The following is a 14,030-nucleotide window of genomic DNA, read 5'->3' on the forward strand; positions in this document are numbered from 1 at the left end:
ACGGTGTTCATCTCCTGGTTCCAGGGCGGGGAAGTGTTCCGCTCGGGCCTGACCTGGCGCCGCGGCGCCGGCAACATCTTCTATTTCCGCCCGGGCCACGAGACCTATCCGACCTATCACGACGCCATGGTGCAGAAGGTGCTGATCAACGGCGTCAAGTGGGCCTACAACCCTGAAGGCCCGTTGACTGGCATTGCCGACGCTCCAAATGTGCCCGTGGAAAAGGCATTGGAGCCGATCGTCGAACGCGGCCCGAAACTGCACCAGGCCGGCGAAGCCGGTTACCGCTGAATTTGATAAACGACTATGAGGACACAAATGCGCTTGATCATTCTCGGAACGGGAGGATGGGCAAACACCCATGCCATGAATTTCTCGGAAATCGCCGGCGTCAAGATTGTTGCTGCCGTTGATACCGACGAGGTCCGACTTCGGGCCTTCGCGCTCAGGCATGGCATCCCGCTTACCTTCACATCGCTCGATGACGCCCTTGCGTGGGGGGAGTTTGACGCCGTGACCAATGTGACGCCGGATCGCGCGCATTATTCCACGACAATGAAGATACTCGGCGCCGGCAAACATGTGCTCTGCGAGAAGCCCCTGGCCGTCAACTACCGCGAGGCCAAGGAGATGGCCGACGCCGCGGCGGCGTCCGGCAAGGTCGCGATGGTAAACCTTACCTATCGTAACGTGGCGCCGCTGCAGGCGGCGCGAAAGATGGTACTGGATGGCCGCCTCGGCGCGATCCGCCACTTCGAAGCCTCGTATCTGCAGAGCTGGTTGGTCTCCAAGGCCTGGGGCGACTGGACCAAAGAATCCCAATGGCTTTGGCGGCTCTCGACAAAGCACGGCTCCAATGGCGTGCTGGGCGATGTCGGTATCCACATTCTCGACTTCGCGGTTTTTGCCGCCGGAAGCGACGTCAAGGCGGCGGCGTCGCATCTCAAGGTTTTCGACAAGAGTCCTGGGAACCGGATCGGAGAATACGAACTCGATGCAAATGACAGCTTCCTGATGATGGCCGAACTCGAAAACGGGGCGGCCGGTGTCATTCATGCGACGCGCTGGGCGACAGGCCATCTGAACGAATTGCGCCTGCGCTTGTATGGAGACAAGGGGGCGCTGGAGGTGGTGCATACGCCTGAAGGCTCCACCCTCAGGGCCTGTGAAGGCGCCGATGCCGACAAGGCGATCTGGCGCAAGATCGAGGTCGAGCCGGTCATCACCAATTTCCAGAGATTTGCGAACGCCGTGCAAAAAGGGGAGAGGGATGAGCCGGGTTTCGGCCATGCCGCCAAGCTGCAATTTGTTCTTGATCACGCAGTCAAGACGGCCGGCGCCCTGACGGAGCTTTAGGCAGGCTCTTCGGAGGGCGGTCGAACTCGTCAAATGCGCTGGTTCAGCTCGTCTTCGCTGATGCCGAAATGCTCGAGGATGATCCCGACGTTCCGGCGGTGCGACTTGAAATAGACGTCAAAGAGATCGCCGATCAGCGGAACCGTGCCGCAGGCGGCGTCGACGCCGAGATTGACCGCCATGCGGGCGAGCTTATGCGCGGGAAGGCCGAGGCGCCTTGCTTCGTCGATGATGAAAAGACCGATAAGCGACCCGGCAACGTCACCGACGGCCGGGATGAGGCCGAGAACCGAGTCTGCACCGATCCGTACGCCCAAAGGCAACCTGACTGCGGTGTCCATGAGCCGAGCGATCGCGGCGGCGCGGCGAATTCTGCCGAGTTCGGCGGCGGTGGGATATCTCATGGCCTGGGAAACTGGCATCAGCGACTCCGCCGAGCGACGGATCGCTGCGCCTCCATCACGAAGGCACGGACGCCTTCCATCGTCCGAAGCTGCGTGTACCCGGTGCGATCGAAAGCGTTTTCCATGGCGGTGGAACGCCGCAGACCCGATAAGGTTCGTGCGGTGCGACGGAGATCATCTCGCGTCGGGAACGACGACCAGTTTGCCTACAAAGTTTTTCGCCATGAATTCGGTCTGCGCCCGGTGGAAGTCCGACAGCGGATAGACGCCGCCGACGAGGGGTCGGATTTTGCGGCCTTCGATATAGTCGACGAGCCTGCGGAAATCGGCGCGACTCCCCTGGCTCGATCCGTGCAGCTCGAGCTGCTTCAGATATATCGTCCGCAGATCGAGCTGCACGACCGGGCCGGCGATGGCGCCGGCCGTCGTGTAGCGGCCTTCCGGACGCAGGATCTTCAAGAGATCGTTGAACAGCGGTCCGCCGACCAGATCTGCGACGACGTCGATCGGCTGGCCACCACTTGCGGAATGGACGGCCTCGACAAGATCGCCCTTGCTGCGGGTCACTACCGCTTCGGCGCCGATGTCGATCATCGCCGCCTCCTTACCGGGGCCTGCGACCGCGATCGGGATGGCGCCGCGGGCGCGGGCGAGCTGGATGATCGCTGAACCGACGCCGCCCGAAGCGCCGGTGACGAGAACGCGCTCGCCGGCGACAAGCCTTGCCCGTTCCAGCATACGTTCGCCGGTCAGATAGGCGCAGCAGAAGGTAGCAAGCTCGACATCGGTCAGATCGGTCGCGACGACATGGGCGTTCTCGGCCGGAAGCGCCATATATTCGGCGTAGCCGCCATCCCGCCCGTGGCCCATGTAATCGATGTCGGCAAGACTGTCGTCATCGCGATTATAGATCGAGAAGTCGACCATGACGCGTTCGCCGATGCGTCTCGGATCAACGCCCGCGCCGACGCCGACGATATGGCCGACGGTATCGGTGCCCTGGATGCGTGGAAATGTCAGAGTATTGCCCTGCCTGCGCCAGGTGGAGACGGCGGAGGGATCATCTTCTGTGCCGTAGGCGCCTTGGCGCACCCAGACGTCGGTATTGTTCATGCCGCAGGCAGTGACTCGGATCAACACCTCACCCTCCGCCGGTGTTGGGACAGGAACGTCCCTGTCGTAGACGAGCTTTTCCAAGCCACCATGGCCGGTGAGCAACACCGCCGCCATCTTTTCCGGGATCGTCATGCGGCTCTTCTCCTCAGTTGGTTTTGAAAACACTCTCGATCGCGTCCGCAGCCGCCTTGACGACGACGTCTGCTTCTTCCCGGCTGAGGCAGAGCGGTGGAGCGAAGCCGAGAATGTCGCCCTGCGGCATGGCGCGGCCGATGACGCCGCGTTCGAGAAGGGCGGATGCGACCTGCGGACCGATCTTGCGGGCGGGATCGAAGAACCGGCGATCGTCCCTATCCTCGACGAATTCGATTGCCGCCATCAGACCGTCGCCGCGGACCTCGCCGACATTCCGATGGCTGCCAACCGCCTCCTGCAATTGCGACCGGAAATAGCTGCCGGTCGTGCCGGCATTATCGACGATGCCGAGTTCGTCGATCAATTCCAGATTGGCGATGCCTGCGGCAGCGCAGATCGGATGGGCGGAATAGGTCCAGCCATGGCCGATTGCGCCGAGCTGATCGGAGCCCTGCACCAGCACCTGCCAAATCTTGGTCGAAACGATCGAGCCGGAAAGCGGAGCATAGGCCGAGGTAAGGCCCTTGGCGATGGTGATCAGGTCCGGCTTCATGCCATAGTGATCCGAGCCGAACATGGTGCCGAGACGGCCGAAGCCGGTGACGACTTCGTCGGCAACAAGCAGGATGTCGTATTTGTCGAGCACGGCCTGGATCTTCTGCCAGTAGCCCCGCGGCGGCGGCACGATGCCGCCGGTGCCGAGGATCGGTTCGCCGATGAACGCGGCGACGGTATCGGGGCCTTCGGCGAGGATCATCTCCTCCAGTCTGTCGGCGCAATATTGCGAGAACTGGTCCTCGTCCATCGAACGGTCGGGGCGGCGGAAATAATAGGGCGCCTCGGTGTGAAGGATGGGCGTACGCGGCAGGTCGAAGGCATTGTGGAAAAGCGCAAGACCGGTGAGGCTACCGGTCATGACGCCGGAGCCGTGATAGCCGCGCCAGCGCGAGATGATCTTCTTCTTTTCCGGCCGGCCGAGAATGTTGTTGTAATACCAGATCAGCTTGATGTTGGTCTCGTTGGCATCCGAGCCGGAAAGGCCGAAATAGACGCGGCTCATGCCCGCGGGCGCGCGGTCGATAATCATTTTCGCAAGCGTAATCGACGCTTCCGTACCATGGCCGACATAGGCGTGGTAGTAGGCGAGGGTCTTCGCCTGTTCGGCGATGGCGTCGGCGATCTCCTGGCGGCCGTAGCCGACATTGACGCAATAAAGCCCGGCAAAGGCATCGAGGCTTTTGCGGCCGCTGGTGTCGGTGATGTAGACACCTTCGCCCCCGGTGACGACCCGCGTCGGCGTCTCGCCACGCGCATGCATGCCCATATGGGTCGAGGGATGAAAGAAGTGGTCGCGGTCCCAGGCGGTGAGTTCGTTGCTTTTCTCGAGCATATCCTATCCTCTCTTGAAATGGGCGCTCAGGCGGCGGTGTCGATGCAGAGATACTTGAGCTCGGTGAAAGCCTCGAGCCCGTGGCGGGAGCCTTCCCGGCCGAGGCCGGACTGCTTCCACCCGCCGAAGGGGACGGGGCCGCCGGTGATCTTCACGCGATTGATCGCCACCATGCCGTATTCCAGCGCGCGGCCGAGGCGCATCTGGCGGGCGCCATTCTCGGTGACGACATAGGCGACCAGGCCATATTCGGTGTCGTTGGCACGGGCGACGACCTCTTCCTCCGTATCGAAAATGGCAAGTGCTGCCACAGGCCCGAAAGTCTCCTCCCGCATGATCAGCGCATCCGCCGGCACATCCGTCAAAAGCGTCGGCTGATAAAAGAGTGGGCCGGCTCTATGGCGGCTGCCGCCTGCAACGAGCCGCGCGCCACGCGCCAAGGCGTCGGCAACCTGGTCCTCGACCTTGACGACAGCGCGTTCATGCATCAGCGGCCCGATTTCGCTTTCAGCTTCGATGCCTGCGCCGACCTTCAGCGCGCCGATGCGCGCGGTAAAAGCCGTGGCGAAGACATCGGCGATGCGCCGCTGGACAAAAATGCGATTGGCGGCAAGGCAATCCTGGCCTGACGTGGCAAACTTGGCACCGACGGCGATCTCGACGGCTTTCGCGACATCGGCATCGTCGAAGACAATCAGCGGCGCGTGCCCGCCGAGTTCCATTACCAGCCGCTTCATGGTCGGCGCGCACTGGCCGGCGATCAGGCGTCCAACTTCGGTCGAACCCGTGAAGCTCATGGCGCGCAGGCGGTTATCGCTGCACATCCGTCCGACGATCGTTGCAGCATGGCCGGTGACCACGTTAAAGACGCCGGCGGGAATACCGGCCCGTTCGCCGAGTTCGGCAAGCGCCAGGGCAGAAAGCGGCGTTTCCGAGGAGGGGTGGGCGACGACCGTGCAGCCGGCGGCAAGTGCTGCGGCCGCCTTACGGGTGAGCATGGCGGAAGGGAAATTCCAAGGCGTGACGATGCCGACGACCCCAAGCGCCTCGCGCCGGACAATCATTTCCGCTCCGGCTAGATGGCTGGTGACGCTTTCGGCGTTCAGCCGCTTGCCTTCTTCGGCATACCACTCGATGAAGGAGGCGGCGTAGTCGATCTCACCGCGCGCTTCGGCAAGCGGCTTGCCCTGTTCGAGCGTCATGATCAGCGCCAGATCTTCCCTGGCGGCGAGCATCAACGCGTGCCATTTCTGCAGGATCGCCGCGCGGTGCTGCGGCAGCATCGCGCGCCAAGCGGCAAAGGCCTGCGACGCCGCATCGATCGCCATCGCCGTCTCCTCAGCATCGAGGCTCGCAACCCATGCCAGCGTTGCCGAAGAGGCCGGATCGGCAACAGCGAAGCTTTTGCCTGTGGCCCCTGCGATCCACCGGCCGCCGACATAGGCGAGATCGCGCAGGAGATGACGGTCGGCAAGCCGTGACAGCGCATCATGAAAGTCGGGGCGGGCAAACACGGCGGTCATGTCCAATCTCCTCGTTGCGGTTGACGCAAGTCTTCCACAAGAGCCGACGAGAGATTGTCCTTTACCGAAGGCGGAAAGAGACAGACGGTCTAAAGGACGGCCGCCTGCTAGAGAGATTGTCTAGGAGGCGCTCTGTTCTTCCCCGGAGACGGCGAAGGAAGAGACCGGAAGGACTGTATCCTCCTTCACCGTCTTGGTGACGATGTAGGTGAAGTAGCGGTCGATGCCGAGTTGGCGGTCGAGAAGGCCGTCGACCAGCCGCTGATAGGCGTCGATATCGGCCGCCATGATTTTCAGGATATAGTCGACGCCGCCGCCGACCGACCAGCAGGCGACGATCTCGGGAGTTGCGGCAACGGCGCGCTCGAAGCGCTCGAAATCGGCCTGGCGATGATTGGCGAGCGTCACTTCCATCATCACGCTGGCCACCGGCGCAATGCGCCGCGGGGCGATCCGGGCGTGGTAGCCGGTAATGATCCCCGCCTTTTCGAGCTTGCGCAGCCGCATCCAGCACGGCGTCGGCGACAGCCCTGCCTTTTCGGCCAGCGCCAGCTTGGTAATGCGGCCGTCGTGCTGGACGGCGTCGAGGATGCGCAAGTCGATGGCGTCGAGCTTCATGGCGCTTTCTTTAGAAAGAAATCATTTCAAACGCGGTGAAAAGACAATGGAAGCGCATTTTGGCATTGTCAATTGAACTGATTTTCAGCAGTGTTAAAATCATGACAAATTGGCGTCCCGATCCCTCGCAACTCCGCCGCCCTGCCTATCTCTCGCTCGCCGAGCAGATCGCCAATGCGATCACCGACGGCAAGCTCTCCGACGGCACGCAATTGCCGCCGCATCGCAAGCTGGCGGATGATCTGCATCTTTCCGTGCAGACGGTGAGCCGCGCTTATGACGAGCTGAGCCGCCGCGGACTGATATCGGGCGAGATCGGACGCGGCAGCTTCGTGCAGACGCGGCCGCCCGAGCCGGAGCCGCCTTACCTGCCGGAACGGCTGGGGGAGGTGATCGATCTTTCGATCCTGAAACCGGTCTGCGAGCAGATCCATCTGGAAAGGCTACGCCAGGCCTTCGGCTGGCTCTCCGAGAATCTGCCTTCCAGCTCGGCCCTGTCGTTCCGGCCGAATATGGTTTTTCCCCGCCATCGTGCCGTTGCTGCCGAATGGCTGGAGCGCTGCGGGCTCGACGTATCGCCGCTGAACATCAGCGTGACGAATGGCGCGACTTCGGGCATGACGGTGGCGCTGATGAGCGTCGCCCCGCCCGGTTCGACCGTTGCCACCGAGGCGATCAGCCATCATACGCTGGTGCCGCTCTCCAGCTATCTCGGCCTGCATCTCGAGGGGCTGGCGATCGACGAGGAGGGGATGATACCCGAAGCGCTTGATGAAGCCTGCCGGACGGGGCCGGTCCGGGCGATCTTCCTGCAGCCGTCGGTGATCAATCCGATGGCGGCGCTGATGAGCGCCAAGCGCCGGCAAGCTCTGGCAGCCGTTGCCGCCAAACACGACATAGCAATCATCGAAAATGACATTCTCGGCCCGATGGTCGAGGACCGCGCGCCACCGATGGCCGCCTTCGCGCCGGAACGCACGCTCTACGTCACGAGCTTCACGAAGATCACCGTTCCCGGCCTCAGGATCGGTTATCTCGTTGCCCCTGACCGCTATGTCGCCGCCGTTGCCAACCGGCATCTGGTCTCCAGTTGGATGGCGACACCGGCGATGGCCGAAATCGCCACCCGCTGGGTCAGCGACGGAACGGCGATGGAACTCGTCAACTGGCAGCGCCGCGCCCTTGTCGGGCGCCATGCGATCGCCGCGGATATGCTGGCCGGCCTGTTCTATCGAACGCATCCGCAAAGCCTGCATGTATGGCTGCCGCTTTCCGGCAACCATACGGAAGATGGTTTCGTGTCGCAGGCAAGGCTGCGGGGCGTGGCGATCGCGCCGGGCAAATCCTTCCGCACCGCCGATCACGGCTGGACGCCGGCGGTGCGCATCTCGCTCGGCTCGACGACGGAAGGCGAGCTGCGGACGGGACTGGGGATCGTTGCCTCACTGGCGCAGGGAAATCCCGAAGAGCTGCTGCTCGCAATTTGAGGCCGGCGCCTCATTTGCCGGCAGACGCAGAATAATTGTCATGATATTATTTTACGAATTGACATGATTTTCGAGCGCCGTCATCGTTAGGCCATTGCTTGTCTCAACAGGGAGAGACATGAATGCCTGCGCCCATCATCCGCATCGACAACATCGTCAAGAGATACGGCCCGCTGACCGTGCTCGACGGCCTGTCGATGAATGTCATGCCGGGCGAGAAACTGGCGCTGATCGGGCCGTCCGGCTCCGGCAAGACGACGATCCTGCGCATCCTGATGACGCTCGAAACGATCAGCGGCGGCCATATCGAGGTCGATGGCGAGCAGCTCTATCACATGCCGAATGGCAACGGGCTGGTGGCGGCCGATGAACGGCATCTGCATCGCATGCGCGAGAAGATCGGCATGGTCTTTCAGCACTTCAATCTATTCCCGCACAAATGCGTGCTCGACAATGTGACGCTGGCGCCGATGCTGACCAAGGGCATCAAGCGGCCCCAAGCCGAAAAGCGGGCAATGGAGCTTCTCGACATGGTCGGTCTCGCCGATAAGGCTAGAAGCGTGCCGGCGCAGCTTTCCGGCGGGCAGAAGCAGCGCGTCGCCATCGCCCGGGCGCTGGCGCTGTCACCGAAGATCATGCTGTTCGACGAGGTGACCTCGGCGCTCGACCCGGAGCTGGTCGAGGAGGTGCTGAACGTCATGCGCCGTCTCGCCTCCGAGACCGACATGACGATGCTGCTCGTCACCCACGAGATGGGCTTTGCCCACGACTTTGCCGACCGCGTGCTGTTCTTCGATCGCGGCAGGATCGTTGAGGAAGGCAAACCCGGCGACATTTTTCGCAATCCGACGCAGGAGAGGACGCAGATCTTCTTGCGCAAGATCATCGCGGCAGGGCACCGCGTCTGAGATCCGACATTGCCCGCAAAAACAAAGCGCAAGGAAAGCCAGAGGAGTTGGGAACGATGAAAGCAGGATATATTTTGAACGCCATCGGCCTGTCGGCGCTGCTGATGACAGCAGCCGGCCAGGCTTGCGCCGGCGATGACAAGCTCGAACAGCTGAAGGAGCAGGGCTTTGCCCGTATCGCCATCGCCAACGAGCCGCCGTTCACGGCGGTCGGCGCCGACGGCAAGGTCTCGGGTGCCGCGCCCGATGTGGCGCGGGTGATCTTCGAAAAGCTCGGCGTCAAGGAAGTCGTTGCCTCGATCTCCGAGTACGGCGCGATGATTCCCGGCCTGCAGGCCGGCCGACACGACGCAATTACGGCGGGCCTCTTCATGAAGCCGGAACGTTGCAATGCCGTCGCCTATTCCGAACCGATCCTATGCGACGCTGAGGCCTTTGCTCTCAAGAAGGGCAACCCGCTGAAGCTGACGAGCTACAAGGATATCGCCGATAACCCGAACGCCAAGATCGGCGCGCCGGGCGGCGGCACGGAAGAGAAGCTGGCGCTGGAAGCCGGCGTGCCGCGTGACCGCGTGATCGTGGTTCCGGACGGGCAGAGCGGCATTAAGATGCTGCAGGACGGCCGCATCGACGTCTATTCGCTGCCGGTCCTGTCGATCCACGATCTGTTGACCAAAGCGAACGATCCGAACCTCGAAACCGTCGCCCCCGTCGTCAACGCGCCGGTCTATTGCGACGGCGCCGCCTTCCGCAAGCAGGACGTCGCGCTTCGCGATGCCTTCGACGTCGAGCTGAAGAAACTGAAGGAATCGGGCGAATTCGCCAAGATCATCGAACCCTACGGCTTCTCGGCCAAGGCGGCGATGTCGACGAGCCGCGAAAAGCTCTGCGCCGCAGCCAAGTGATCTGATGTAAGCAGCCGGCCATGCTCCCGCCATGGCCGATTGCCCTTCGCACCATCTCCAGAGAAGTGAGCTGCCGATGTCGGTGTGGTCCGGCTATCTGACACTGATCCTTCAAGGCGCCCTGGTGACGCTCGAGCTGACGAGCATGGGCTCGGCGCTGGCGCTCGTCATGGCCTTCCTGGCCGGCCTCGGCCGCCTGTCGCGCTTCTTTGCCCTCCGGGCTCTGGCGACTGCCTATATCGAATTCTTTCGCGGCACCTCGATCTTCGTCCAGCTCTTCTGGGTCTATTTCGTCCTGCCCTTCGCGGGATTGACGTTGACGCCGCTGCAGGCGGGCGTGCTGGCGCTCGGTCTGAATGTCGGCGCCTATGGCGCGGAGGTGGTGCGCGGCGCCGTCAAGGCCGTCGGGCGCGAACAATCGGAAGCCTGCATCGCGCTCAATCTGTCGCGATACCAGCGCATGCGCCACGTCATACTGCCGCAGGCGTTGCCGCTGATGCTGCCGACCTTCTGCAACAATGCGATCGAGCTTTTGAAGGGCACTGCCGTCGTGTCGCTGATCTCGCTGACCGACATGACCTTTCAGGCGCAAGTGGTGCGGGCGCAGACCGGCAATACGCTGGTGCCTTTCGCAGCGATCCTCATCCTCTATTTCCTCATGGCCTCCGCCATCTCGGCGGCGATGCGCCTCTTGGAGCGACGGATGACACGCGGCCTTGATGGCATGAGGACCTGATCATATGGAATGGGATTGGGACTTCGTCTGGCAGATCATGCCGACCCTTCTCGAAGGGTTCAAGATCACCATTCTCGCGACTATCCTCGGCGCTGCTGTCGCCATGGTCGCAGGCCTCGCGCTTGCCATCGCGCGGCGGTCACCGGTCGCCGTCATTTCCAGAACGGTCGGCTTCGTCTCTGAATTCATCCGCGGTACGCCGCTGCTGGTGCAGCTCTACTTCATCTTCTACGTCCTGCCGGATATCGGCATCCGGCTGTCGCCGCTCACCGCCGGCGTCATCGGCATGGGCATTCATTATGCGACCTATACGGCCGAGGTCTATCGCGCCGGCATCGAGAACGTTTCGCGCGGACAATGGGAGGCGGCCAAGGCCACCAATCTGACGACGCGCCAAGCCTGGATCCACGTGATCTTGCCGCAGGCGATCCCGCCGATGATCCCGGCGCTCGCCAATTATTTCATCGCCATGTTCAAGGAAACGCCGCTGCTGTCGGCGATCACCGTGCTGGAATTGATGAACCAGGCCAAAAGCATCGCCAATAGCAACTATCGCTATATTGAACCCATGACGCTCGTCGGCGTCTTCTTCCTCGTCATCAGCTTGATTTCGGTTGTCGGATTGCGCTGGCTCGAGGAGCGCTATGCCAGGGTGGATGACTGACATGACGGCATCGATCGAGATCATTCCCGCCGGCCGACTGCCACGGCTGGACGACCGGCCGCTGGAAAAGCGCATCGGCCTCGTCATCCTGGCGACCGACCACACGACGGAAGTCGACTTCCGGCGGATGGTCGCCAGCGACCGTATCGGCGTCTATGTCAGCCGCATCCACTACGCCAATCCGGTGACACCGGAGAATCTCCTGAAGATGCAGCCGTCGCTGACCCAAGGCGCAGGGCTCATTCTGCCGGATGAGACGCTGGATGCCGTCATGTATTCCTGCACCTCCGCCTCTGTTGTCATCGGCGACCGCAAGATCGAGAAAGCGATCCATGCGGCCAAACCCGGCGTTCCCGTTGTGATGCCAACGGCGGCGGCTGTGAAAGCCCTGAAGGCGTTCGGCGCCAGGCGGATTTCCGTGCTGACGCCTTATACAGTCGAAACCAGCCGGCCGATGGCGGATTATTTCACCCGTCTTGGTTTTGCGATCGATCTCTTTACCTGCCTCGGTCTGAGCGACGACCGCGAGATGGCACGGATTGCGCCGGATGACATTGCAGCCTTCGCCCGCCAGGCGCTGGCGCCGCAATCCGATGCACTGTTCATTTCCTGCACTGCAGTGCGCGCCGCACAGGTCGCCGCCCGCATCGAAGCCGAGACCGGCAAGCCGGTGGTGACCAGCAATCTCGCCACCGCCTGGGCCTGCCTGCGGCTCTGTGGCGATGATCAGGCGCGGCCCGAACTCGGTCGGTTGATGACCAGACCCTATGGGGAAGGCTGAGCGCATGAAGGGTCTCCTGCCAGTTTCGATGGAGGATATCCGTGCGGCGGCGCACCGGATCGCCGGCCGTGTTGTGGAAACGCCGATCGTGTCGTCGGCATCGCTCGGCGAGATCGCGGGCGTTCCGGTCTGGCTGAAGCTCGAACATCATCAGACGACGGGCAGCTTCAAGCTTCGCGGGGCGACCAATGCGGTAGCGTCATTGTCGCCGGCGGAACGCGTGCGTGGCGTCGTCGCCGCCTCGACGGGAAATCACGGCCGGGCGCTTGCCCATGCGGCGAAGGCACAAGGCATGGTCGCGACGATCTGCATGTCGCGGCTGGTGCCGGCGAACAAGGTTTCAGAAATCCGCCGTCTGGGTGCCGATGTGCGCATCGTCGGTCGATCACAGGACGAGGCGCAGGAGGAGGTGGACCGGTTGGTGCGAGAGCAAGGGCTGGTGATGGTTCCGCCTTTTGACCATCCGGCTGTCGTAGCCGGGCAGGGAACGCTGGGGCTCGAGATCGTCGATGCATTGCCGCAGACAGCCACGGTTCTGGTGCCGCTCTCGGGCGGTGGCCTTGCCGCGGGCGTTGCCGCCGCGATCAAGGGCGTCAATCCGAAAACGAGAGTGATCGGCCTGACGATGGAACACGGCGCCGCGATGAAAGCGAGCCTCGATGCCGGACGGCCGGTGCAGGTCGAGGAAGTGAGAAGCCTTGCGGATTCGCTCGGCGGCGGCATCGGCCTCGACAATCGCGTGACTTTCACCATGTGCCAGGCGCTTCTCGACGAGGTCGTCCTGCTGACGGAGGCGGAGATCGCCGCAGGCATGCGTCATGCCTATGCCTGCGAGCGCGAGATCATCGAGGGGGCGGGAGCGGTCGGAATAGCAGCGCTGCTGGCGGGCAAGATCAGCTCCGGCGGCCCGGTCGTTGCGATCCTTTCCGGGCGAAATGTCGACATGGAACAGCACCGCCGGGTGATCAACGGCGAGGGTACGGCATTCACGGAGGGTGGCCCATGAACCGCATGATCATTCTGACGGAAGCGGAATTGCGCAAGATCGTGGTGCTCGATCGCGATGCGGTCGCCTGCATCGAGCAGGCTTTCGCGGCGCTTGCCACGAAGGCAGTCGCCATGCCGCCAATTCTGCGGCTCGACATTCCGGAATGTCGGGGTGAGGTCGATGTGAAGACCGCCTATGTTCCGGGCATTGAAGGTTTCGCCATCAAGATCAGCCCCGGTTTCTTCGACAATCCAAAGATCGGACTGCCGAGCACCAATGGCATGATGGTGCTGCTGTCCAGCCGGACCGGCCTGGTGCAGGCGCTGCTTCTGGACAATGGCTATCTCACGGATGTGCGCACCGCGGCAGCCGGAGCCGTCGCTGCGAAATACCTGTCACGGCAAGACTCCAGCGTGGCCGCAATTTTCGGTGCCGGAATGCAGGCTCGGCTGCAACTCGAAGCACTGACGCTGGTGCGGCCTATCGCCGAGGCCAGGATCTGGGCCCGTGATGCCGCCAGGGCGCAGAAGGCAGCGGCCGAATTGAGCGGGAAACTTGGATTTCCCGTCAGTGCCGCCTCGGATCCGAGAGATGCAATCTCCGGCGCCGATATTATCGTGACCACCACGCCTGCGGAAAAACCGATCGTCGAAGCCGAGTGGCTCGAACCCGGGCAGCATCTGACAGCCATGGGGTCGGATGCGGAGCACAAGAACGAAATCGATCCGGCGGCCATCGTCCGGGCCGGTCTTTATGTCGCCGACAATCTGAAACAGACGCGCCGCCTCGGCGAATTGCACCACGCAATCGAAGCCGGTCTGGTCGCGGCCGATGCCGATCTTGCCGAGCTCGGCCGGATCGTTTCCGGTCGGACGGCGGGCAGAGCGAGCAGCGACCAGATCACCATTGCCGACCTCACCGGCACCGGCATCCAGGACACTGCTATCGCCACCCTTGCCTTCGCCCGCGCCGGCGCGATGAAGGCGGGGACCACATTCGAAAGCTGACCGGCGCGGCGC

Annotated in this window: 15 protein-coding genes; 10 read left to right on the top strand and 5 right to left on the bottom strand. The window is 62.7% G+C overall.

Going from position 1 to position 14,030, the window contains the following annotated elements:
• Together HJC00_RS30235 and HJC00_RS30240 are read left to right on the top strand one after the other, a co-directional pair.
• Nucleotides 1-291, top strand: a 291-nt coding sequence (locus tag HJC00_RS30235) for a ThuA domain-containing protein (protein ID WP_221165071.1), incomplete at its 5' end; no start/stop codon positions are given.
• 27 nt (nucleotides 292-318) lie between these two features.
• Nucleotides 319-1,356, top strand: a complete 1,038-nt coding sequence (locus tag HJC00_RS30240; RefSeq protein ID WP_221165072.1) for a Gfo/Idh/MocA family protein — start codon at nucleotides 319-321, stop codon at nucleotides 1,354-1,356.
• A gap of 29 nt (nucleotides 1,357-1,385) precedes the next feature.
• Here HJC00_RS30240 and HJC00_RS30245 read toward each other — a convergent pair whose 3' ends face one another.
• The 5 genes from HJC00_RS30245 to HJC00_RS30265 form a co-directional block, all read right to left on the bottom strand.
• Complete coding sequence (locus HJC00_RS30245) at nucleotides 1,386-1,778, bottom strand: DUF4112 domain-containing protein (RefSeq protein ID WP_210631907.1); 393 nt, start codon at nucleotides 1,776-1,778, stop codon at nucleotides 1,386-1,388.
• A 156-nt stretch (nucleotides 1,779-1,934) separates the two neighbouring features.
• On the bottom strand, nucleotides 1,935-3,008 hold the full coding sequence (locus HJC00_RS30250) for an alcohol dehydrogenase family protein (protein ID WP_210631908.1): 1,074 nt from the start codon (nucleotides 3,006-3,008) through the stop codon (nucleotides 1,935-1,937).
• A gap of 13 nt (nucleotides 3,009-3,021) precedes the next feature.
• Complete coding sequence (locus tag HJC00_RS30255) at nucleotides 3,022-4,401, bottom strand: aspartate aminotransferase family protein (protein ID WP_221165073.1); 1,380 nt, start codon at nucleotides 4,399-4,401, stop codon at nucleotides 3,022-3,024.
• Between the two features lie 26 nt (nucleotides 4,402-4,427).
• On the bottom strand, nucleotides 4,428-5,924 hold the full coding sequence (locus tag HJC00_RS30260; RefSeq protein ID WP_221165074.1) for an NAD-dependent succinate-semialdehyde dehydrogenase: 1,497 nt from the start codon (nucleotides 5,922-5,924) through the stop codon (nucleotides 4,428-4,430).
• A gap of 120 nt (nucleotides 5,925-6,044) precedes the next feature.
• Nucleotides 6,045-6,542, bottom strand: a complete 498-nt coding sequence (locus tag HJC00_RS30265) for an Lrp/AsnC family transcriptional regulator (RefSeq protein WP_210631911.1) — start codon at nucleotides 6,540-6,542, stop codon at nucleotides 6,045-6,047.
• A 101-nt stretch (nucleotides 6,543-6,643) separates the two neighbouring features.
• On the opposite strand from HJC00_RS30265, the gene HJC00_RS30270 reads away from it, so the two are divergent.
• The 8 genes from HJC00_RS30270 (at nucleotide 6,644) to eutC (ending at nucleotide 14,018) form a co-directional block, all read left to right on the top strand.
• On the top strand, nucleotides 6,644-8,029 hold the full coding sequence (locus tag HJC00_RS30270) for a PLP-dependent aminotransferase family protein (RefSeq protein WP_221147787.1): 1,386 nt from the start codon (nucleotides 6,644-6,646) through the stop codon (nucleotides 8,027-8,029).
• A 122-nt stretch (nucleotides 8,030-8,151) separates the two neighbouring features.
• Nucleotides 8,152-8,937, top strand: a complete 786-nt coding sequence (gene ehuA / locus HJC00_RS30275; RefSeq protein ID WP_210631913.1) for an ectoine/hydroxyectoine ABC transporter ATP-binding protein EhuA — start codon at nucleotides 8,152-8,154, stop codon at nucleotides 8,935-8,937.
• A gap of 56 nt (nucleotides 8,938-8,993) precedes the next feature.
• On the top strand, nucleotides 8,994-9,842 hold the full coding sequence (ehuB, locus tag HJC00_RS30280; RefSeq protein WP_210631914.1) for an ectoine/hydroxyectoine ABC transporter substrate-binding protein EhuB: 849 nt from the start codon (nucleotides 8,994-8,996) through the stop codon (nucleotides 9,840-9,842).
• A 76-nt stretch (nucleotides 9,843-9,918) separates the two neighbouring features.
• Nucleotides 9,919-10,578, top strand: a complete 660-nt coding sequence (ehuC, locus tag HJC00_RS30285; protein ID WP_221165075.1) for an ectoine/hydroxyectoine ABC transporter permease subunit EhuC — start codon at nucleotides 9,919-9,921, stop codon at nucleotides 10,576-10,578.
• Nucleotides 10,579-10,582: 4 nt separating this feature from the next.
• Nucleotides 10,583-11,242 (top strand): ectoine/hydroxyectoine ABC transporter permease subunit EhuD, encoded by a 660-nt coding sequence (ehuD, locus tag HJC00_RS30290; protein WP_221127060.1) that lies wholly within the window; start codon nucleotides 10,583-10,585, stop codon nucleotides 11,240-11,242.
• A gap of 1 nt (nucleotide 11,243) precedes the next feature.
• Nucleotides 11,244-12,023, top strand: a complete 780-nt coding sequence (gene eutA, locus HJC00_RS30295; protein WP_210631916.1) for an ectoine utilization protein EutA — start codon at nucleotides 11,244-11,246, stop codon at nucleotides 12,021-12,023.
• Nucleotides 12,024-12,027: 4 nt separating this feature from the next.
• Nucleotides 12,028-13,029 carry a hydroxyectoine utilization dehydratase EutB gene (gene eutB / locus HJC00_RS30300; protein WP_210631917.1) on the top strand — a complete coding sequence of 334 codons (1,002 nt, stop codon included), beginning with the start codon at nucleotides 12,028-12,030 and terminating at the stop codon, nucleotides 13,027-13,029.
• Nucleotides 13,026-14,018 carry an ectoine utilization protein EutC gene (gene eutC / locus HJC00_RS30305; protein ID WP_221165076.1) on the top strand — a complete coding sequence of 331 codons (993 nt, stop codon included), beginning with the start codon at nucleotides 13,026-13,028 and terminating at the stop codon, nucleotides 14,016-14,018. The genes eutB and eutC overlap by 4 nt, the downstream gene beginning before the upstream one ends.
• Nucleotides 14,019-14,030 lie beyond the last annotated feature (12 nt).

Source organism: Rhizobium sp. NLR22b (assembly GCF_019685295.1).
GTDB lineage: Bacteria > Pseudomonadota > Alphaproteobacteria > Rhizobiales > Rhizobiaceae > Rhizobium.

Bases quoted from the DNA above. Each gene is read 5' to 3' on its own strand.
- HJC00_RS30240 (WP_221165072.1), top strand. From the start codon at position 319: ATGCGCTTGATCATTCTCGGAACGGGAGGATGGGCAAACACCCATGCC.
- HJC00_RS30245 (WP_210631907.1), bottom strand. From the start codon at position 1,778: ATGCCAGTTTCCCAGGCCATGAGATATCCCACCGCCGCCGAACTCGGC.
- HJC00_RS30250 (WP_210631908.1), bottom strand. From the start codon at position 3,008: ATGACGATCCCGGAAAAGATGGCGGCGGTGTTGCTCACCGGCCATGGT.
- HJC00_RS30255 (WP_221165073.1), bottom strand. From the start codon at position 4,401: ATGCTCGAGAAAAGCAACGAACTCACCGCCTGGGACCGCGACCACTTC.
- HJC00_RS30260 (WP_221165074.1), bottom strand. From the start codon at position 5,924: ATGACCGCCGTGTTTGCCCGCCCCGACTTTCATGATGCGCTGTCACGG.
- HJC00_RS30265 (WP_210631911.1), bottom strand. From the start codon at position 6,542: ATGAAGCTCGACGCCATCGACTTGCGCATCCTCGACGCCGTCCAGCAC.
- HJC00_RS30270 (WP_221147787.1), top strand. From the start codon at position 6,644: ATGACAAATTGGCGTCCCGATCCCTCGCAACTCCGCCGCCCTGCCTAT.
- ehuA (WP_210631913.1), top strand. From the start codon at position 8,152: ATGCCTGCGCCCATCATCCGCATCGACAACATCGTCAAGAGATACGGC.
- ehuB (WP_210631914.1), top strand. From the start codon at position 8,994: ATGAAAGCAGGATATATTTTGAACGCCATCGGCCTGTCGGCGCTGCTG.
- ehuC (WP_221165075.1), top strand. From the start codon at position 9,919: ATGTCGGTGTGGTCCGGCTATCTGACACTGATCCTTCAAGGCGCCCTG.
- ehuD (WP_221127060.1), top strand. From the start codon at position 10,583: ATGGAATGGGATTGGGACTTCGTCTGGCAGATCATGCCGACCCTTCTC.
- eutA (WP_210631916.1), top strand. From the start codon at position 11,244: ATGACGGCATCGATCGAGATCATTCCCGCCGGCCGACTGCCACGGCTG.
- eutB (WP_210631917.1), top strand. From the start codon at position 12,028: ATGAAGGGTCTCCTGCCAGTTTCGATGGAGGATATCCGTGCGGCGGCG.
- eutC (WP_221165076.1), top strand. From the start codon at position 13,026: ATGAACCGCATGATCATTCTGACGGAAGCGGAATTGCGCAAGATCGTG.